Source organism: Anaerobacillus sp. 63XJN7_5_ISO-PGPR-S23-430 (assembly GCF_056173695.1).
The window spans coordinates 3,731,559-3,750,747 of the sequence record NZ_CM149686.1 but is presented as its reverse complement, the minus strand read 5'-3'; the positions used below and the strand labels follow the sequence as shown (position 1 = coordinate 3,750,747).

Annotated in this window: 20 protein-coding genes; 19 read left to right on the top strand and 1 reads right to left on the bottom strand. The window is 40.1% G+C overall.

The genetic code is table 11. The features are described from left to right. Positions 1-4: 4 nt before the first annotated feature. Positions 5-967 (bottom strand): sugar kinase, encoded by a 963-nt coding sequence (locus AC0VYJ_RS19430; RefSeq protein WP_475365955.1) that lies wholly within the window; start codon positions 965-967, stop codon positions 5-7. 225 nt (positions 968-1,192) lie between these two features. Here AC0VYJ_RS19430 and AC0VYJ_RS19425 point away from each other — a divergent pair, with 225 nt between their 5' ends. The 19 genes from AC0VYJ_RS19425 to AC0VYJ_RS19335 all read left to right on the top strand — a co-directional run bounded on the left by AC0VYJ_RS19425 (position 1,193) and on the right by AC0VYJ_RS19335 (position 18,990). Next, on the top strand, positions 1,193-1,999 hold the full coding sequence (locus tag AC0VYJ_RS19425; RefSeq protein WP_475365954.1) for a histidinol-phosphatase: 807 nt from the start codon (positions 1,193-1,195) through the stop codon (positions 1,997-1,999). A gap of 204 nt (positions 2,000-2,203) precedes the next feature. After that, positions 2,204-3,211 (top strand): LacI family DNA-binding transcriptional regulator, encoded by a 1,008-nt coding sequence (locus AC0VYJ_RS19420; protein WP_475365953.1) that lies wholly within the window; start codon positions 2,204-2,206, stop codon positions 3,209-3,211. Positions 3,212-3,229: 18 nt separating this feature from the next. Then, positions 3,230-4,186, top strand: a complete 957-nt coding sequence (locus tag AC0VYJ_RS19415; RefSeq protein WP_475365952.1) for a sugar kinase — start codon at positions 3,230-3,232, stop codon at positions 4,184-4,186. Positions 4,187-4,191: 5 nt separating this feature from the next. After that, the gene (gene hxlA / locus AC0VYJ_RS19410) at positions 4,192-4,842 is read left to right on the top strand and encodes a 3-hexulose-6-phosphate synthase (RefSeq protein WP_475365951.1); all 651 of its coding nucleotides are present in this window, start codon (positions 4,192-4,194) and stop codon (positions 4,840-4,842) included. Further along, a complete protein-coding gene (hxlB, locus tag AC0VYJ_RS19405; protein ID WP_475365950.1) occupies positions 4,814-5,368 on the top strand; it encodes a 6-phospho-3-hexuloisomerase in 555 nt (184 codons plus the stop codon). The genes hxlA and hxlB overlap by 29 nt, the downstream gene beginning before the upstream one ends. Positions 5,369-5,379: 11 nt before the next feature. Then, positions 5,380-6,045, top strand: a complete 666-nt coding sequence (locus AC0VYJ_RS19400) for a bifunctional 4-hydroxy-2-oxoglutarate aldolase/2-dehydro-3-deoxy-phosphogluconate aldolase (protein ID WP_430243314.1) — start codon at positions 5,380-5,382, stop codon at positions 6,043-6,045. Positions 6,046-6,058: 13 nt separating this feature from the next. Continuing rightward, positions 6,059-7,081 (top strand): TRAP transporter substrate-binding protein, encoded by a 1,023-nt coding sequence (locus tag AC0VYJ_RS19395; protein ID WP_475365949.1) that lies wholly within the window; start codon positions 6,059-6,061, stop codon positions 7,079-7,081. A gap of 85 nt (positions 7,082-7,166) precedes the next feature. Beyond that, a complete protein-coding gene (locus AC0VYJ_RS19390; RefSeq protein ID WP_194218612.1) occupies positions 7,167-7,646 on the top strand; it encodes a TRAP transporter small permease in 480 nt (159 codons plus the stop codon). Further along, complete coding sequence (locus tag AC0VYJ_RS19385) at positions 7,643-8,932, top strand: TRAP transporter large permease (protein ID WP_430243320.1); 1,290 nt, start codon at positions 7,643-7,645, stop codon at positions 8,930-8,932. The genes AC0VYJ_RS19390 and AC0VYJ_RS19385 overlap by 4 nt, the downstream gene beginning before the upstream one ends. 287 nt (positions 8,933-9,219) lie before the next feature. Beyond that, entirely contained in the window at positions 9,220-10,152 is a 933-nt protein-coding gene (gene yhfZ, locus AC0VYJ_RS19380) for a GntR family transcriptional regulator YhfZ (protein ID WP_475365948.1), read from the top strand. Positions 10,153-10,219: 67 nt separating this feature from the next. Then, positions 10,220-10,582, top strand: a complete 363-nt coding sequence (locus AC0VYJ_RS19375; protein ID WP_475365947.1) for a PRD domain-containing protein — start codon at positions 10,220-10,222, stop codon at positions 10,580-10,582. A 13-nt stretch (positions 10,583-10,595) separates the two neighbouring features. Next, positions 10,596-10,955 (top strand): DUF2620 domain-containing protein, encoded by a 360-nt coding sequence (locus AC0VYJ_RS19370; protein WP_226615500.1) that lies wholly within the window; start codon positions 10,596-10,598, stop codon positions 10,953-10,955. A gap of 20 nt (positions 10,956-10,975) precedes the next feature. After that, positions 10,976-12,271: a YhfT family protein gene (locus AC0VYJ_RS19365; RefSeq protein ID WP_475365946.1), complete on the top strand. Its 1,296-nt coding sequence runs from the start codon at positions 10,976-10,978 to the stop codon at positions 12,269-12,271. A 14-nt stretch (positions 12,272-12,285) separates the two neighbouring features. Continuing rightward, a complete protein-coding gene (locus AC0VYJ_RS19360) occupies positions 12,286-13,203 on the top strand; it encodes a phosphotriesterase family protein (protein WP_475365945.1) in 918 nt (305 codons plus the stop codon). Between the two features lie 2 nt (positions 13,204-13,205). Next, positions 13,206-14,300 carry an aminotransferase class V-fold PLP-dependent enzyme gene (locus AC0VYJ_RS19355; protein ID WP_303534964.1) on the top strand — a complete coding sequence of 365 codons (1,095 nt, stop codon included), beginning with the start codon at positions 13,206-13,208 and terminating at the stop codon, positions 14,298-14,300. 49 nt (positions 14,301-14,349) lie between these two features. Continuing rightward, positions 14,350-15,504, top strand: coding sequence for a YhfX family PLP-dependent enzyme (locus AC0VYJ_RS19350; protein ID WP_475365944.1), 1,155 nt, complete (start codon positions 14,350-14,352; stop codon positions 15,502-15,504). A 2-nt stretch (positions 15,505-15,506) separates the two neighbouring features. Beyond that, positions 15,507-16,694: a phosphopentomutase gene (locus tag AC0VYJ_RS19345; protein ID WP_475365943.1), complete on the top strand. Its 1,188-nt coding sequence runs from the start codon at positions 15,507-15,509 to the stop codon at positions 16,692-16,694. 12 nt (positions 16,695-16,706) lie between these two features. Next, positions 16,707-17,987, top strand: coding sequence for a serine hydrolase (locus tag AC0VYJ_RS19340; protein WP_475365942.1), 1,281 nt, complete (start codon positions 16,707-16,709; stop codon positions 17,985-17,987). A gap of 76 nt (positions 17,988-18,063) precedes the next feature. Then, on the top strand, positions 18,064-18,990 hold the full coding sequence (locus AC0VYJ_RS19335) for a nucleoside hydrolase (RefSeq protein ID WP_475365941.1): 927 nt from the start codon (positions 18,064-18,066) through the stop codon (positions 18,988-18,990). Positions 18,991-19,189: the final 199 nt, after the last annotated feature.

Genomic DNA, 19,189 nt, shown 5'->3' with positions numbered 1-19,189 from the left:
CCTTTTATCTTAATACATCCTGTTTCGTTGCATTTAAAGATTCAATTTCTTGAATCGTTGGAAGCCCTTCAATATCGCCAAATACAGAAACAACGATGGAACCAATTAATGAGCCAAGATCAACAGATTCTTGAAATGTTTTCCCCTTCAGAAGGCCAGAGAGAACTCCTGCAGCAAAACCATCTCCTGCTCCTATGGGATCATTCACTTTAGAGACAGGATAGCTTTTCACAAATCCATTCTCACCATTTGCTGTGGCAAAGGTGGTCCCAATTGCTCCGTTTTTTATCGCGATTTTCTGAACGCCAGAGGCTAGAAAAAATGAAATGATTTCATCAGGATCACTTGTACCTATCAATTGTTCAGCTTCGTCTAGTCCTGGAAGAAGAATATCCGCTTGTCTTGCGAGGTCTAGCAATTTTTCTTGTCCATTTGGAATATTCTTCAGCAGTTTTATTCGAATATTAGGATCAAATGAAACCTTAATTTCATGTTTTTTAGCAAAGTGGAAAACCTCATTCACTAGCTCATAACAAGATTCACTCAACAGAGGAGTAATGCCAGTTAAGTGAACGATTCTCGCCCTTTTTATGTAGTCCCAGTTGATGTCTGCTGTAGTCATAGTGCTTGCAGCGGAACCACTGCGGTAATAGTAAACTTGATTGCGATCTGTTCGCTTTTCTTTAACATATAAGCCCGTTTGTTCTTCAGGGTCCATAAGGACATTCGTTGTATCGACCCCTTCGCCACGAATGGCATTTAATGTAAAATGACCTAATTCTTCATCGCCCAGCTTACTGATCCAGCCTACAGAGTGACCAAGCTTTGAAAGACCGATCGCTACGTTTGATTCAGCCCCGCCGATTCGCTTGTTAAACTGATTCGTATATCGAAGAGGGCCGGTAGAAGCGGCATCAAAAAGCACCATGGTTTCACCGAGTGTGACGACATCCAATTGTGATTGCATAAACTGCCTCCTCCTTGTTCCTTAATAAGGAACGGTGTTCTTTATTATGATTTAACTTTACTGAATTATGAAAACGATGTCAATTTAATTATGTTAGAATTTTCAAAAATATAGATCGTGAGTATCAATTTTCTGTAAATACATTGCGTGAAAGTCAACTCTTATAAGACAAATATGGTAGGATAACGATATTACGACTTACAAGTATTGGGAAGGAGCGGTACGATGAAATTTGATTACCATACGCACCATGAACGATGTGGTCATGCAGAAGCAGGAATTGAAGATTACATAAAAGCAGCAATCCAAAATGATTTGCAGATGATCGGAATTTCTGATCATTCACCGTTTTTTGCAAGTGAGAAGGATCGAGCGTTGCCTCGCATTGCTATGGCCAAGAGTGAGTTCGCTTCTTATGTAGAAGAAGTGCTCTCGCTGAAGGAAAAGTACCGTGGCAAGATTGACGTTTTGCTTGGTGTTGAATCTGACTTTTTTCGAGACCATTACCCGTTATATAAAAGCATTTATGATCAGTACCCGTTTGACTATATAATTGGCTCTGTTCATTTTAGTAATGGAACTAACATCTTTGATAAAAGTCGATGGGAAAATTTAATTGAAGAAGACATACGCAAAGAAAAAGAGCATTATTACAAGCTAATCGTAGAATCAGCTGAAAGCGGCGTCTTCGATATTCTAGCCCATATTGATGCCATGAAGGGATTTTATCCAGACTTCGCAAACGTTCAAACACCTGAAGTCGAAAAAGCATTGAAGCGACTCGGAGAGCTTGAGTCAACGATTGAAATCAACACATCTGGTAAGCATAAAGACTGCGGCGGCTGGTATCCCGCGAATGACATGCTCGAAATGGCCTGCCATTATGGTGTTGGAGTTACTTTCGGATCTGACGCTCATTGGCCTTTACGCGTTGGAGAAGAATTTGAAGAAGTTCGAACAAAGCTGAAGGAGATTGGATTTAAGAATTGGACGGTGTTTCGAGAGAGGAAGAAGGAGTTTGTTGGGATGTGAGGGCGTAGAGGAGTGGGGAAGACAAATGTCTTTCCCACTCTTTTATTTTTTCCTTCTCTTTTGTACCGTAACCGTAGTATTGACTAAATAATCTGTCGATTTTAAAATCAAGGGTTGTAAAACGCTTACATACCCTTTATAATACAACTAAATCGATTTACTAAATCGGTTTAGTAAAATCACTTTAGATGTGGAGAATGATTTATGAGAACTGTAACTATGGCAGACGTTGCAAAAAAAGCACAAGTATCGAAGAGCACCGTTTCGCAATATTTAAACAAACGATATGACTATATGAGTGAAAAAACGAAAGTAAGAATTGAAGAAGCGATTAAAGAGCTTGGTTATCAACCAAACATTGTAGCCAGGAGCTTGAAACAAAAATCTACGAAAACAATTGGAGTCATTGTTGCTAATATTCTCCATACTTTTTCAACAGAAGTGAGTAGAGCAGTAGAAGATTTGTGTCATGAAAAAGGTTTTCATACAATCATTTGTAATGCTGATGATGATCCAGTTAAAGAAAAGCGTTACATTGAAATGCTTCGTGCCAAACAGGTGGACGGATTGATTATCTTTCCAACGGGTAACAACCGTGAACTCTACAAACAAATGTTGGATGAAGAATATCCGCTCGTTTTTCTAGATCGTCTAGTTCCAGATATTCCAGCATCCTCTATAATGCTCAACAATGAAAAAGCTTCCGAATTAGCTGTTGAACATTTTGTTCGTAAAGGGCATAAGCGTATTGCCATTATGACTACATCTTTTATAGATAACATCTCTTCACGGTATGAGAGAGTAGAAGGTTATAAAAAAGCTCTGATTGAACGAAACATTGAATTAAAAGAAGATTATATCCAATGTGTTGATCCAGATTTGATTGCTTCATCACTTGAAAAGATGTTAGCACTTCCTTCACCTCCAGATTGTATTATTGCAGGAAATGATTTTGTACTAAAAGAAGTGCTTCGTTTTGCCAAGCAGCAATCTTTGCGCATTCCTGAGGACTTATCTGTTATCGGAATTGATGATGTACCGTATGCGAGTTTCTTTACTCCTCCCATCACGGCAGTTGCGCAGCCTACTTTTAAAATGGGTAAAATGGCAGCCGAGATTTTGTTGGATAAAATTAACAAAACGACAAGGATAAATGATCAGCCAGAGTATCGTTTTGAACCAAAATTGATGATAAGAGAATCAGTTAACTAAATAGAAGGGAGATCGGGCATGAAAAAAGATGTTGTTACGATTGGAGATGCGATGATCACATTTGATCCTTCACATCATGGCCCAATGCGGTATGCTTCCAATTTTGAAAGAAAAGCAGGTGGAGCTGAATTTAATTTCGCTGTTGGATGTGCAAGGCTCGGGTTACAAACAGGATGGATTAGTAGGTTAGGGAATGACGAGTTTGGAAAATATATTCGTAATTTTGCTAGAGGTGAGGGAATCGATGTTTCAGAAGTGCAGTTGCTCGATCGATATTCAACCTCGTTGAATTTCAAGGAGATTAGAGAAGACGGTAATGGTCGAACGTTCTATTATCGTCATCAATCACCTACGGAGGCACTGACAGAGGCTACCCTTGATGAAGCTATGCTGAGACGTTGCAAGGTGTTACATATAACTGGCGTTTTTGCTGCAATTAATCCGGATAAGAATATTTCACTTCTCCAAAAAGCTGCCACGATAGCAAAAGATAATGGAGCGATAATCACTTTCGACCCTAATATACGATTGAAATTGTGGTCTCCCGAAGAAGCTAAGTACGGCTTAACAGAACTGCTTCCATATGTAGACGTACTGCTTACTGGTGAAGATGAAGCTGAATTACTTTTTGGAGTTCATGAACCTGAACAAATTGCGCAGGATTGTCAAAGATACGGTATTTCAACAATAGCGATCAAAAAAGGTGAGCATGGAGCTAGTGCTTATAAGAATGGTCAACTTGTTCATGCGCCAGCAATACCTCCAAAAAAAGTGGTCGATACGGTAGGAGCAGGAGACGGGTTTGATGCAGGGTTTGTTTATGGATTACTAAATGGCTGGACTCTTGAAAGAACTCTTAAGTTCTCAAATGCAATTGGTTCTATGGTAGTGAGCGTTTATGGAGATAATGAAGGGTTGCCAGAACTAAGTGAAGTTCTTACACAGCTTGGAGAAAGAGAATTTATTGAGAGGTGAGATAGATGAAACTTCAATTAGCATTGGACAGGCTATCCCGTGAAGAGTGTTTAGACATTTTGGGAGAGACATATGATTCCATCGACTGGATTGAGATTGGAACTGGTGTTATCAAAGAATACGGAATGTCAATTGTAACGGAAATCAGAGAGTCCTTTCCTGAATTAATCATTGTAACAGATATGAAAACATGTGATGCGGGCAAACATGAAGCTGCTCAGGCTTTTGAAGCTGGGGCTGATATTACGACAGTCATGGCTTTCGCAGCAGATCAAACGATTTCCGATATGTTAGACGTAGCCTTAGAGCATAAAGGCAGAGTAATGGTTGATTTACTGGGCGTTACTAATAAATTGCGCATCAATCAGCTCCAAAACCTTGGAGTCGATCTCATTAGTCTACATTTTGGTAAAGATATGCAGAAAAAAGGAAATATCACCGGTGATCTCTTTGAACTTGTAAGCGAATCCTCAGGTATAGAAATTGCTGTAGCAGGTGGAATCAACCTTGATTCTCTGTCATCAATTCTTTCTTACGCTCCCGATACTTTAATCGTTGGGGGAGGCATTACGAAGCAGGATAACCGTAAACAAGCGGCTGCACAAATTAAGGAGGCGATCAAGGAATATGAAAAAAGTCATTCACACTGTAGTTAATGAAGTTAATCAGGTGTTATCAGAAGTGAACGAAGATCAAGCGAAGCAGCTTTCAACTCATATAGAAGAAGCTAAAAGAATTTTTGTGACTGGTGAGGGACGTTCTGGACTAGTGGGAAAAGCATTTGCTATGCGATTAATGCATGGTGGATATGAGGTATATGTTACAGGGGAAACCGTTACTCCGAATATCGAAACTGGTGATTTGTTAATCGCTATCTCTGGATCAGGTTCAACTCAGTCTATATGTTTTTATGCAGAAAAAGCAAAAGAAATAGGAGCATGTATTTCAGCGGTTACAACGAATGGCAGCTCTAGGCTTGCTGGAATAAGTGATCATGTGTTAGTCGTTCCTGCAGCAACTAAAAAGAGATTACCAGAAGAGCCTAGTACGATTCAGCCGCTTGGAAACCAATTTGATCAATCGCTGCACTTGCTCCTAGACGCTATTATCATCTACACAATTAATCAATCAAAGCAAACGGATAACGAAAGAATGACTTCCAAACACGCAAATATGGAATAGAGGTGTACTAAATGGCTAACCTGCTAAAAGTACAGGAGGCAAAAATTATTCCTGTCATCCGTAAAGCAAATCAAAACAATATATTACCAATTGCTCAAGCTTTATATGAGGGTGGTATTAAAGCAATCGAGATAACAGCTGAAACACCAGAGGTTGAAACGTTGATTAGGAAAGTTAGAGATAGTTTTGATGGGTTATTAATAGGTGCAGGAACTGTGCTCGATGGTGAAACAGCCAGAGCAGTTATTATGGCGGGTGCCGATTTTATTGTTTCTCCTACGGTGAATCTAAATACAGTTAAAGTGGCGAAAAGATATGGAGTCCCATGCATTATAGGTGCCTTGACCCCAACGGAAATGGTGACAGCTTATGAATCAGGCGCTGATATGGTGAAAGTTTTTCCGGCGGACACAATGGGCGCTCGTTATATAAAAAATATTCTCGGTCCTCTACCTCAAATTGAAATAATGGCAACTGGTGGAATCGATAAGGAAAATATGCTTGATTATTTCCAAGCGGGAGCTAAGGTTGTTGGGATTGGAGGCCAACTTGTTCAATGTGATCATCTAACGTCAGAAGACGATTTCAATAGTTTAAAAGAATTGGCAAGTCAATATGTTGAAAAGCTAAGAGGAGCAAATCATACTTCATTATTTGAAAGCGGATTCAGAAAATAAAGGGGGAGCTTTTATGAAATATGTATTTACATTATTGTTAGTTATGATTTTATCTCTAGGTTTTTTGACGGGGTGCGGTAACAGTGAAAATGCTGGAGCAAACGAAAATGGCAAGATTAAAATTATTGCGGCACATAACCAAACTTCACCTGAAAATCCTTACCAATATGGGATGAAGGAATTTAAAAAAGTAGCTGAAGAAAATGGAGACGGTAATATTGAAGTAGAAGTCCATGCAGGAACTCTGGGCACAAGTGAATCAGAACTTGTGGAAAAGCTTAAGCTTGGCGGTGCTGATGTTGTTCTCGTGTCTCCTGGTTTTATGTCGAAAACGGGTATTAAAGAAATCGATCTATTCGCTATGCCTTACGTATTTAATAGTTATGAACATTGGGAGAAAGCAGTTGAGGGAGAAGTTGGCGATCAAATTGCTGAAACGATTAATGAGAAGTCTGATAATACATTCAAAGTTTTGGGCTATTGGACAGCTGGAGTTCGTCATTACTATGGGAAAAAGCCATTGAATTCCATGAAGGATATTGAAGGGATGAAATTCCGGACGCAAACTTCTGGTGCTATTGCAGAGTACTGGGAAGAAACTGGAGCTGTACCAACATCGGTAGCATGGGGAGAGTTATATCAAGCTTTACAACAAGGTGTCGTTGATGCCTCTGAGAACGCTTATCCATACTTCGTTCAACAAAATCACCATAAAACTGAAAATGGAAAGTACATCACAGAAACAGCGCATGACTACACGACTCGTTTATTACTCATTAATGGAAAGAAATTTGATTCTTATACAGATGAGCAAAAAGATGCCGTATTAAAAGCAGCTGAAGCTTCAGTAAAGAAAGAGATTGAGGTCCTTCACAAGCAAGAAGAAGAGTACAAACAAAAAGCTATTGATGAAGGGGCAGAAGTAAATGACATTGATCGTAAACCGTTCATTGAATTAGCGAAGCCTATTCAAGACAAAACAGCAGAAGAAATTGGTGCGACGGATCTTTTGAAAAAAATTCGTGATTTGAAATAAGTAAAGAGTGAAGCGAGGGTATAGTCGGTACCTTCGCTCTTATTCTAATCATTAGCCTTGCGCTTGTAGAAAGGGGAAGTTAGCCGTGCTCGTTAAGCTGCTTGAGAAAATTCAATTAACTGTTGGTGTCTTGTTTCTAGTTGTCTTTTTTATCACGATCATTATCCAGGTTATTACGCGGTATATGGGGGTTTCAGCTATTTGGACGGAAGAAGTTGCGACTTATTCCTTTATTTGGGCCGTGTTTATGGGGGCATCCGTCATGCTCAATCGAAGAGAGCATTTTAAATTCGATCTTCTGTTGAATAAGTTAACTGGCAAAAGTAAGAACAGCCTATATCTCATTAATGATCTTATTCTTCTAGTATTTAGTACAGGTTTATTTTATTTAGGAATAGAAGCTGTTCAAAACTTCTGGAACTATACCTGGGTTTCTATCCCGGAATTAAAAATGGGGTATGTATGGATTTCAATTCCGATTATGGGTGGAACGATGATGATATATACGTTTGCTCACATTTTACGTAACGTAAGAAGCTTCTCTAAGAAGGAGGTAACCGAATGATTGGTATTCTGTTAGTTGGTCTCTTTATTATCCTGATGTTTCTTGGTATTCCTATTGCTTTCGTAATCGGAATTGTAGCCCTGCTAGGAATTATGAACGTACCTTATATTCCTGAAGTAACAGTACCAGTTAAAATGCTGAACGGTCTCGATTCGTTTGTTTTATTAGCCGTTCCTCTTTTCATACTAGCAGCTAACTTGATGAATAGCGGCCAAATCTCCCAAAAGTTAATAGACTTAGCACTAGCAATTGTCGGGCACATCCGTGGTGGATTAGCGCACGCCAATATTCTCGTATCTATGCTCTTTGCAGGGGTTTCAGGCGCCGCTCAAGCTGACACGGCCGGGGTTGGTAAAATCCTAATTCCTAATATGAAAAAACAAGGATATGACACTGAAACAGCTGTTGGTATTACAGCGGCCTCTTCTACAATCGGTGTTATCATTCCCCCAAGTATCCCGATGATCATTTTTGCGGGGCTAACAAATGTATCAGTTGGCGCTTTGTTCTTAGTAGGAATTATCCCTGGTATCCTCGTTGGACTCGGTATGATGATCCTTGTTTATATTCTTGCTAGGAAGAGAGGATATCCCACATATCAGAAAGCTTCAATGAAAAATTTCATGAAACAGTTTGTTGGCACAATTCCTGCACTAATGACACCCGTAATTCTGATTGGTGGGATTATCACCGGAATTTTCACAGCGACTGAAGCAGCGGCATTTGCTTCACTTTATACAGTCATCATTGGCCTTTTTTATTACAAGACACTAAAAATAAAAGATTTCCCTAAAATTTTAGTGGATACGTTAACACTTAGTTCATTATCCTTATTCGCCTTAGCCGCAGCAAATGCTTTAGGAGAATTGATGAGTTACTACCAATTATCATCATGGGCGGAACAATTTTTCGCAAATAATATCGATAGTAAATGGGTTTTTCTATTAATTATCATTGCATTCTTCCTCTTTGTAGGAACATTCATGGATGCTATACCAGCAATGATTTTATTTATCCCAGTGATCTTGCCAGTTGCGATCGGTTTTGAGATTGATCCCATTCTATTAGGTATCGTTACAATCATGACTTTAGCTGTAGGTCTAGTGACGCCCCCATATGGTTTATGTTTACTCTTAGCTGCGAAAATTGGAAAATTACCAGTTGAACGTTCACTAGGTGCCGTTATGCCATATATAGCTATAGTACTCGTAGTACTGCTAGTAGTTGCGTTTGTACCGGATGTTGCTTTTTACTTACCAAAGGTGATTAATTCTAATTTGTTTTAATTATAGAATTTATATAGAACGGTTTTGCTTTGTTAGCTTTCACTTTATTATTTTATTTATAACCCTTATATCACGCTAAAAGTCGAGTGAATCAATATTTTATTTGAAGGTGTCAAACCTATAGAAATCAACAAGTTTTATTAGCATAGAATAGTTAAAAAGACAGTAAGAATGCGAGGTGACTAATTACACCGCGCATTCTTTTTTAGGAAATCAGTTGAAATTTTCAGATTTTTGATTTATTCTTTAAAGTGAAAATACGAAAAATTGTATATTGAGGTGAGGATATGGAAGGCAAATGGGAGAAATTATACAGCAAGAATGGACTGGCAGCTAGGAGAATTGCAGCTAATCTAATAGCGATCGAGCCAGGAAGCCGTATTCCTCGCGTAAGTGATTTTGTTACAGAAACATCACTTGGAAGGGGGACAATTCAGGGAGCGTTACGTCTACTCGAAGAAATAGGAGCTATTGTTCTTGAAGCAAGAGGACACCTTGGTACGTTTCTTGTTAGAACGGATCGAGAGCTACTTTGGGATATTGCAGGACTTGGTTCTGTTATGGGGGCAATGCCTTTACCATATTCGCGAAAATATGAAGGCCTTGCTACTGGTTTAGTTCAGGTGCTTGAAATGATGAAAATACCTTTTAATTTGGCTTTCATGAGAGGCTCATCGAATAGAATAGAGGCATTGAAAGCTGGAAGATATGATTTTGTGATTGTTTCAAGGCATGCGGCTGAGCTTGCTGTTCGGAATGACACTCGTATCGAAATGGCAAAAACATTTGGAAATAACTCATATGTTTCAGGACATGAAATCTTTTTTTCAGACTCTAAAACAGAGCATATTCAAAACGGCATGCGGGTAGGTATTGATTATTCTTCAGCTGATCAGCATCTTCTAACGGAGTATGAAATAGAAGGTATTGATGTTCAGCTAATTGAAGTGAACTACATGCAGATGATGGAGATGCTTAAGAACAATGAAATTGATGCAGCAGTTTGGAATAAGGATGAGATTATTCATTCTGAAGGAATGGGCAAAGGATCGTTTCGTTCGATAAAAGCTCAGGAATTAAGTCGGAAGGTGAATGAAGCAACTATGCTCTTAAATAGGGAGAGGATAGAACTTAGAGATGCACTACTCGACCTGTCAGTATTTAACGTCAAGGAGCTACAAGTTCGAGTAGAAAAGGGGGAAATTTATCCTCGATATTAGGCGGGATTTCATTTTGAATCCCTATGATTTTAATATACTAAATCCTGTATATTGGAGGTTGGTTTTTATGTCAACGATTAAGGAACGACTAGATATTCTGAAAGCTGGCGATGTGATTAGTGAGGAAGCATCAACTATCGCTGAGGAAGCGGTGCAAAGATTAAGTGACCATACGCAAAGGCCGCTTCCTCAAAATAAAGTAGAAATGCTCGTTACTCATCTTGCATCAGCCTTAACGCGTATGTCCCGCGGTGAATCGGTCGACGGCCCACCTGATGAGCTTTTTTCAGAAATAGAGAAATCTGAGCAAATTGATCTAGCGAATAGAGAGATTAATTGGCTTAAATCCAATTGGGGTGAGGAAATTCCAAAATCTGAGATCGCTTTTTTAAAAATGCACTATGTATCTATTTTTAAAGAAATGAAATAGGAGGAGATTTTTTATGAAAATTGTTATTGGTGGACAGGTAGATAAAAAGGAAGTCGAAGCCCTAGTGAAGGAACATGGACCAAATGGAGTGGAAACTTCCATTAAATCAGATGTAGAAGCGGCAATGGCAGTAAAAACAGGTCAAGCAGAATACTATGTTGGAGCGTGTCACACTGGTGGTGGAGGTGCGTTAGCAATGGCGATTGCTATTATTGGAAAACCAAGCTGTGAAACTGTTTCAATGCCAGGAAGAAAACCGAGTGAAGAGAAAATTCAACAGGCTGTTAAGGACGGAAAGAAAGCATTCGGTTTTACTGCTGATCATATGGAAACGGTCGTTCCAATGATTATGAGAGCAATTAAAGCACTTTAATTTAGAAGGGGGTTCGGCACATGGAAATGGTTCTCGTCATTTTGATCGGGGCTATGGCAGCTGTTCTTGCAAATTTAAATTTAGCTGTGTTTAATGACGGCTTACGACCAATTGTACCTGAAAATACTGAAGGGCGAATGGGACGTAAAGAGCTTGGTTTAACGGCTTTTGCTATGAGTTTTGGACTTGTAGTTGGTTTTGGGATTCCGTTTACCATTACAGCGAGTATTATTCTTATCCATAGCATTCTGCTTGGAACAGATATTATTGGATTAATCACCCCGCGAAATAAATGGGGTACGCCTGTTGCAGCAATTGTTGGTGGCGCATATGGTGCAGGTTTGTTAGTTGGACTAGAAGGATTTGTCACCTTATTTGAAAAACTACCATTGAATTTTCTAGATGCGATGGGGCAAGTGGGATCGCCGGTCGTGGTAACCTTCATGGCATTTCCAGCTCTAGCAGTGGCGTTGCAATTCAGTGTTAAAAAAGGTGTTTTGACGTTTATTACATCAGCCATTATTCGGCAATTAGCTGTATGGTTAAATGAAAGCGGTGCCATGACTTTTGGTGATACGACGGTTACGTTAAATCAAGAAGGAATGGCTCTCATTACTGGAATGATTTTCTTAATTACATATGCTGTGCGTCAAAAACCTGAAGGGGACGGAAGCGGGATTGATCTTGCTTCGGTTTTCAGTGAGAGAGTCGATCGCATTAAAAAGCATGTGGTTTATTTCATGATTATGGGTGGGCTTATTGCTGCGGCTACGAACCTTCTGATTATGGCTGGAGATCCAATATCTTTAAATTTAATAGCAGACGGAAAAATAACAGATGCTGCTATCGCTGCAGGAGCCCGAGCGCTGGGATTCATCCCACTTGTTGCTAGTACGGCGATTGCAACAGGGGTGTATAGTCCAGTTGGGTTTACAATCATTTTCGTTGTAGGGTTGCTTGTTCCTAATGTATGGGTTGCGGCTATCCTTGGTATTATTACTGTTTTTCTTGAGGTTATGTTATTGAGTCAGATTGCACGTTTCCTTGACAAATATCCCGGAGTACGACAATCAGGAGAAAATATTCGTACAGCGATGAGTCGAATTTTAGAAGTGGCTCTTTTAATTGGTGGTGCAAACGCAGCTAATGCTATTGCTCCAGGGCTTGGATTTTTTATCATTGCAGGGTTCTATTTGTTAAATGAGATTGCAGGCCGTCCAGTTGTGCGAATGGCAGTAGGACCGATTGGCGCAATAGCAGTTGGTATCTTGGCGAATGTTCTTGTCGTACTTGGCCTCATGCAAATACCACAGTAGAAGGAGGAGATAAGATGATTCAAACGGTTAGAGGACCAATTGATCCTACTGAGCTCGGGATTTGTTCCGCTCATGAACATCTTTGTATTGATTTATCACGAATTAAAAATGATCCTGACACTATTCTTGACGATATAGGCGGAATGGAAGAAGAACTTCGCTATTTTAAAGCTTCAGGTGGGCAGGCGATGATAGAAGTTACGAATGACGGAATGGGTCGTAATGCAAGTCTCCTTAGAAAGTTAAGCGAAACGACAGGAGTGCATTTGATCGCAAGTACCGGTTTTTACAAAGACCCATTCCTTCCAAACCAAGCGACTGAGTGGAATCGCGATCAGTTTGCACAATACATGATTGATGAAATAAAGAATGGAATTGAAGGAACAGACGTTTATCCTGGCGTTATTGGAGAAATAGGGAGCAGTCACTATGAAATCAAGCCTATTGAAGAAGAGCTCTTAACTGGTGCGGGAATCGCAGCAATGGAAACGGGGCTTCCGCTCACCACACATACAACGCTCGGAACGATGGGAGTCGAGCAAGTTGAACTTTATTCTGCCCTTGGATTGCCAATGAACCAATTGATTGTGGGGCATCAAGACCTTAATCAAGATGATGAACGAGTACTTTCTGTTGTGGAAGCAGGGGCATTTGTAGGATTTGATACGATTGGAAAAATTAATTATCGACCTGATGAAGAGCGAATTCATACAATTTGTCATCTATTTGAAAGAGGATATGGTGCGCAGATTTTATTATCAGCTGATTTAACTAGAAAGTCACATTGGCATAAGCACGGAGGTATTGGATATGACTATGTTCTCAATGAATTTGTTCCTCGTTTAAAAGAAGCAGGCTTGTCTGATGAGGATATCAGAATGATGTTAATCGATAATCCTGCTCATGCTTTCAGTCGAAAGGGGATTGCATAACATTGAAACACCAGGAATCTGTTATACCTCAGATGTCACTTGCAGAAGCAACAAATAAACAATTTGAAATTGTGGATTATATCACAAAGGAATTTAAAGACAATGAAATGTTCCATGATGGCGATCGCGGTGTGCATCCGATCTATAAACGACCTAGAACAACTGCGAAAGTTGAGAACGTTCTTGCTAGTATTTTTGGAGGTGATCAGGCAGTACTTGTACGAGGATCGGGTACCGGTGCAATTCGATCTCTCTTAAGTGCCCTCCTTGAACCGGGAGAATCTATGATTATTCACACTGCACCTATTTATATGACGACTAAAGAAACGATCCGAATGCTTGGGTTACGAACGGAAGAAGTGAATTTCAATGATTTAGATGCTATTAAACAAAGTCTTCCTCATTCAGAAGCAAAGGTTTTCTATATCCAACATGCAAGGCAGCAACCAATCGACACTTATCGTCTTAAAGAAGTGATTAAGTTAGTTAAGACGATCAACCCTGAAATGATTGTAGTTGTTGATGATAATTATTGTGCATTGAAAATGCATGGAATTGGTGTAGAGGCTGGCGCTGATTATTCCACTTTTTCCGGATTTAAGCTACTTGGACCTGAAGGAATTGGAGTAGTGATAGGGAAGAGCGCCATTAAAACAATTCAACAGCGAAATTATTCTGGAGGCAGTCAAGTTCAGGGACCAGAAGCGATGGAGTTACTTCGATCCCTACCTTTTGCACCTGTCTCATTAGCTATTCAGAGTCAGCAAGTTGAAGTTCTATGTGACTTGTTAAATAAAGGTGAAGTGTATGGAGTAAAAGAGGCATATATTACAAACTCTCAATCAAAGAATGTCATTGTTGAACTGAAAGAGCCAGTTGCCCGTGAAGTAATCGAGCGAAGTAAGGCCTTTGGAGCAGCAACATATCCAATTGGAGCAGAATCACGTTTTGAACTTGTTCCAATGATTTATCGAGTTTCTGGTAGTTTCCTCGAAAGTACACCCGCATTACTTGAATATGGTTTACGGATTAACCCTATGAAGGCTGGAGCAGAGACTGTTATTCGTATTCTTCGAGAATCATTGCGAGGAGAGTAAGTATACATCAAGACATAATCTATACGCTGTTGTTTAGGAGGCTACTACATTGTTTCTTTCACTTACAAAGAAGAGAAATCCAGAACTCATTAAAGCGGGAGTAAAACTTCACCAATCTGGGCTTATTCCTCCCAATACGTATGTTCTCGACCTTGACACAATAGCCCACAATGTCAGAAGAATGGCGCAAGCTGCTAAAGAGAATGATTTCACATTGTATTTTATGAGTAAGCAGCTTGGTCGTATAGGCGATCTCGGGAATTGGATTGCGGAACATGGAATTGAAAAAGCTGTTGCCGTTGAATTTGAAGAAGCTTACCGACTATATCATTCCGGTGTCAGTATTGGTAACGTGGGTCATCTTGTCCAACCTGGGAAACATCAGTGGGATGAGGTTCTTAGTTTCGATCCAGAAGTTGTGACGGTTTTTTCGATTGAGCGAGCAAGACAAGTATCAGATGCAGCTATGAAACTGGGAAAAAAACAGGAGGTCATTCTGCGAGTAATCAATTCATCAGACACGATTTATCCTGGACAGTGGGGAGGATTTCAGGTAGAGGAGCTTCAAGGTTTTATTTCAGAGCTAAAGCAGCTGAAAGGAATCGAAGTAATGGGCGTTACTTCATTTCCGTTATTGCTAATGGACAAAGAACGTAAGGAGCTATTATTTACAGAAAACCTGAAAACAATACTTTCGGCAAAAGCAATACTTGAAGCATCGGGATTTCGCATTCGTCAGGTAAATGGTCCAAGTGCAACAAGTACAGAAACGATTCCAATGCTAAAAAAAGCCGGGGTTACACATGGGGAACCTGGACATGCTCTAACAGGGACTACCCCACTTCATGCGGTTCGAACTCTTCCTGAGGATCCTGCTATTATCTATGTATCTGAAGTCTCTCATGAAGACGAGGAGAATTTTTATGTGATTGGAGGAGGGTTTTATGAAAGGGGAAATATGACAGGCGCTTACGTCGGAAGCTCCCCTGAACGTATTTTTGATACATTTTTAAAAGGCAAGCCTTTAAATTCTGAGTACATTGATTACTATGGAAGACTTGAACGTGACTCAAGAGTATCTATCGGTGATACGGCAATATATGCTTTTCGGACGCAAGTGTTTGTAACAAGGGCAAATGTTGCCCTTGTTCGTGGGTTACATGATGGTGTTCCAGAAATTGTACATTTTGAAAGGAGAGGTTAACGATGGGACGTATCGTAGTGCTCGTTCTCGATAGTTTTGGGATTGGAGCAATGGATGACTGTGCAGATTTTGAGCCAGGGGACTGCATAGCAAATACGTACGAGCATATTCGAAAAAAAGTACCGATGGCCATTCCCACCATGTATTCGCTTGGACTTAATCAACTTGTAGATGAAACCGGAACACCAAAAGGAGCTTACGGAAAAGCACGACTCGCACACTACGGAGCTGATACTTATATGGGACACCAAGAGATTGTAGGAAGTCTTCCGAAACGTCCTGCCAAACGATTGATGAAAGACGTTCATAAGAATATAGCTACGAGTCTACTAAGGGAAAATTTCAAAGTAACTTATCCTTTTAAAGATTTGCCAATATTGTTAATTGACGATGCAATCATTGTTGCAGATAACATTGAATCAACCCCTGGAAATATTATTAATGTTACGGCAGACCTGACAAAGGTTTCGTTTGAGTATGCGCTTAAAGTAGGAAGCGTTGTAAGGAAAGTCGTTGATACAAGTCGAGTTATTACATTAGGCGGTCCTCACACTTCGGTCGAGCGACTTCTATCAGTAGTAAAAAAAGGGGAAGCGGGGCAGTGGGGAATTGATAGCCCTAAAGCAGGCTTGTATGGGCCAGACTATCAAGTTCGTCACCTGGGATATGGTGTTAACGTACAAAGACAATTCCAGACCCTAGCTGAATCTAAAATTCCAGTTTATCGAATTGGGAAAACGGCAGATGTACTCGAAGGAAAGCATTTGGCTTATTCTATTGTGAATACAGCGGAGGTGCTTCAACAACTAAAAGAAGCATTTAGTAAAGAAAAGCATGGGGCTTTTCTAGTAAATGTACAAGAAACGGACCTTGCTGGTCATGCAGAAGATACGAATTGGTATGCATCACTTCTTGAAGAAGTAGATGATTGGCTGGAGAATTTTATTCCTCTACTTAAAGAAGATGATATTTTAATAGTAACGGCCGATCATGGGAATGACCCTACGATCGGACACTCAAAACATACAAGAGAGTATACTCCTCTTATGGTTACTGGTCCTAAAGTGAAGCCAGTATCGATTGGGACAAGAAATACTATGGCAGATATAGGGGCAACCTTGAGTGATTATTTTCGTATTGAATCCACTGAAGCAGGTACTAGCTTTCTTAATCAAATCCTCAAAAACTAAGGAGGAGTATATATGAAGAAACGAATTTTTATAATACCGATCGTGGTTCTGCTGTTGAATATCTCTGTCTTTTCCACAGCTTCAGCTACTGCCAACGGAGAGAAGCTGAGTCATGGTAGTCCGAAGAGTGCTGGAATGAATGCTACTACACTTGAGGAAATTGATGACGTAGTACAAGAAGCTATAAGTAATGATATAACTCCTGGAGCAGTGGTACTTGTGGCTAAAAGTGGTAAAGTCGTAAAAGAGTCTGCCTATGGAGATGCACAAAAATATGATATGGGAAATCTATTAGAAAGACCAAGGAAAATGAAAAAGAAAACAATGTTTGACCTTGCCTCTTTAACTAAAGTAATGGGAACAACGCAAGGAATTATGAAGCTTGTCAGTGATGGGGAATTATCAGTAAATGATCGAGTAGCAAAATATATTCCTAATTTTGCTTCTAATGGTAAGGACGATATTACAATCGCAGACCTTTTAACACATACCTCTGGCTTAACTCCTTGGCAGCCGACTTATTTTCATGCTAAGAATTCGGAAGAAGTTCTAAACTATATTAATGCACTTCCACTCGAATACGAAACCGGTACAGATCGTCGCTATAGTGATTTTAGTTTTATGACGCTAGGGTTTATCATTGAGGAAATAAGCGGAGAGAAGCTTGATGATTATCTTCAGAAAAATATTTATGAGCCATTGAAAATGAAAGATACGATGTTTACTCCTTTAGATCACCTTGATGATAAAATCGCAGCCACCTCATGGGGGAATCCTTTTGAATATAAAATGGTGGATGATCCTGATTTCGGCTACAACGTTCCTGAGCGAGCTGAGGATTTTGGAAGGTGGCGAACTGAAACACTTGTTGGAGAAGTTAATGACGGTAATAGTTTTTATGCAAACGAAGGTATAGCTGGACACGCTGGCTTGTTCTCCACGGCACGAGATCTTGCCGTACTTGGACAGGCGATGTTGAATGGTGGGAGTTACGGTAAAGTGAAGCTATATGATCAGGAGGTTATTGAAGACTTCACAACCCCACAGCGTTTTGGACAGGGCTATGGATGGGAACTCGACAAGAGCTGGTACATGGGTGACAAACATTCAGAAGCGACTTTTGGGCATACAGGTTTTACAGGGACCCAAGTGATCTTTGACCCATCTAATGATCTCCAAATTATTGTGTTAACTAATAAACAAAATAACGGCCCTCTCGAATCTGGATCCTATCCAAGCACTGGAGGACTTTCGAAACATATCGCGAATATCGTATACGAGTCTATTCAATAATAACTCAACCCTGATTAGCTTCCTTTCTTGGAGGTGCTCAGGGTTCTTCTATTTTAACAACGAGGAGAGATGCTGAATGAGGGAAAAGAGAAAAGTGATTTTAGATTGTGATCCAGGCCATGATGATGCGATTTCGATTATTCTTGCAGCTTCTAGTGATCAGATTCAGATTGAAGGCATTACGACGGTAGCGGGGAACGTAGATGTTGAGAAGACAACGCTTAATGCGTTAAAAGTATGTGATTTCATAGGGCTCGACGTGCCAGTTGCTCGTGGAGCTGAGCAGCCACTAGTTAAAACGCGTGAATTCGCACCAGACATTCATGGAGATTCTGGTCTTGATGGACCAGAGCTTCCGGAAGTTCCAAAGAAAATGATGATCGATCAGCATGCTGTCGATTTTATCATTGAGAGATTGATAGCTTCTGATGGAGAGATCACGCTAGTTCCGACAGGTCCCCTCACGAATATCGCTTTAGCGATTGAAAAGGAACCTGCGATCGTTGGAAAGATTCGTGAAATTGTACTGATGGGGGGAGGGACGTTTGGGAATTGGACACCTACGGCGGAATTTAATATTTATGTCGATGCCGAAGCGGCGGATGTTGTTTTTAACAGTGGAGTGCCTGTGACAATGTTTGGTCTAGACGTTACGCATCAGGCGATTACAACGCCAGCGATTCTTCAGGAGATTTCTTCTATTGGCACGAATGTTTCGAAATTTGTGGGGGATCTTCTTGTATTCTTCACGAAAACGTATAAAGAGGTTTTTAGTTTTGAAGGAGCTCCCATTCACGATGCCTGCACGATAGCGTATTTAATTGATGAATCGATTTTTGAATTCGAGACGGTTCGAGTGGATATTGAGACAAAAGGAGAATTTACATACGGTACAACGTGCGTTGATCGTCTGCATGTGACGAGAAGAAAGCCGAATGTGAAGTTTGCGCATGGCATTAATCAAGAGAAGTTTTGGGGATTGTTGATTAATGCGTTGAAGTGAGAAGGGCGGAATTCGTGGTGCCTGTCACTCGCGAATTCGCGAGTGACAGGCACCACCTAATATACCGCTACTAAACAAACGTTTATTTAACGTATACACTCATATTCTGAAATAAAGCTACAGAAATAAAATAAATAAAACGGTATAAAACTCCAAAATCATTCCAATGACCCGGGTATAAAGATAGATAAATCAGGGT

What these genes read in the sequence shown, in the direction of transcription:
- AC0VYJ_RS19415 (WP_475365952.1), top strand. Translation starts at nt 3,230, where the DNA reads ATGAAAAAAGATGTTGTTACGATTGGAGATGCGATGATCACATTTGAT.
- yhfZ (WP_475365948.1), top strand. Translation starts at nt 9,220, where the DNA reads ATGGAAGGCAAATGGGAGAAATTATACAGCAAGAATGGACTGGCAGCT.
- AC0VYJ_RS19385 (WP_430243320.1), top strand. Translation starts at nt 7,643, where the DNA reads ATGATTGGTATTCTGTTAGTTGGTCTCTTTATTATCCTGATGTTTCTT.
- AC0VYJ_RS19425 (WP_475365954.1), top strand. Translation starts at nt 1,193, where the DNA reads ATGAAATTTGATTACCATACGCACCATGAACGATGTGGTCATGCAGAA.
- AC0VYJ_RS19370 (WP_226615500.1), top strand. Translation starts at nt 10,596, where the DNA reads ATGAAAATTGTTATTGGTGGACAGGTAGATAAAAAGGAAGTCGAAGCC.
- AC0VYJ_RS19430 (WP_475365955.1), bottom strand. Translation starts at nt 967, where the DNA reads ATGCAATCACAATTGGATGTCGTCACACTCGGTGAAACCATGGTGCTT.
- AC0VYJ_RS19395 (WP_475365949.1), top strand. Translation starts at nt 6,059, where the DNA reads ATGAAATATGTATTTACATTATTGTTAGTTATGATTTTATCTCTAGGT.
- AC0VYJ_RS19420 (WP_475365953.1), top strand. Translation starts at nt 2,204, where the DNA reads ATGAGAACTGTAACTATGGCAGACGTTGCAAAAAAAGCACAAGTATCG.
- AC0VYJ_RS19340 (WP_475365942.1), top strand. Translation starts at nt 16,707, where the DNA reads ATGAAGAAACGAATTTTTATAATACCGATCGTGGTTCTGCTGTTGAAT.
- AC0VYJ_RS19375 (WP_475365947.1), top strand. Translation starts at nt 10,220, where the DNA reads ATGTCAACGATTAAGGAACGACTAGATATTCTGAAAGCTGGCGATGTG.
- AC0VYJ_RS19360 (WP_475365945.1), top strand. Translation starts at nt 12,286, where the DNA reads ATGATTCAAACGGTTAGAGGACCAATTGATCCTACTGAGCTCGGGATT.
- hxlA (WP_475365951.1), top strand. Translation starts at nt 4,192, where the DNA reads ATGAAACTTCAATTAGCATTGGACAGGCTATCCCGTGAAGAGTGTTTA.
- hxlB (WP_475365950.1), top strand. Translation starts at nt 4,814, where the DNA reads ATGAAAAAAGTCATTCACACTGTAGTTAATGAAGTTAATCAGGTGTTA.
- AC0VYJ_RS19345 (WP_475365943.1), top strand. Translation starts at nt 15,507, where the DNA reads ATGGGACGTATCGTAGTGCTCGTTCTCGATAGTTTTGGGATTGGAGCA.
- AC0VYJ_RS19400 (WP_430243314.1), top strand. Translation starts at nt 5,380, where the DNA reads ATGGCTAACCTGCTAAAAGTACAGGAGGCAAAAATTATTCCTGTCATC.
- AC0VYJ_RS19365 (WP_475365946.1), top strand. Translation starts at nt 10,976, where the DNA reads ATGGAAATGGTTCTCGTCATTTTGATCGGGGCTATGGCAGCTGTTCTT.
- AC0VYJ_RS19335 (WP_475365941.1), top strand. Translation starts at nt 18,064, where the DNA reads ATGAGGGAAAAGAGAAAAGTGATTTTAGATTGTGATCCAGGCCATGAT.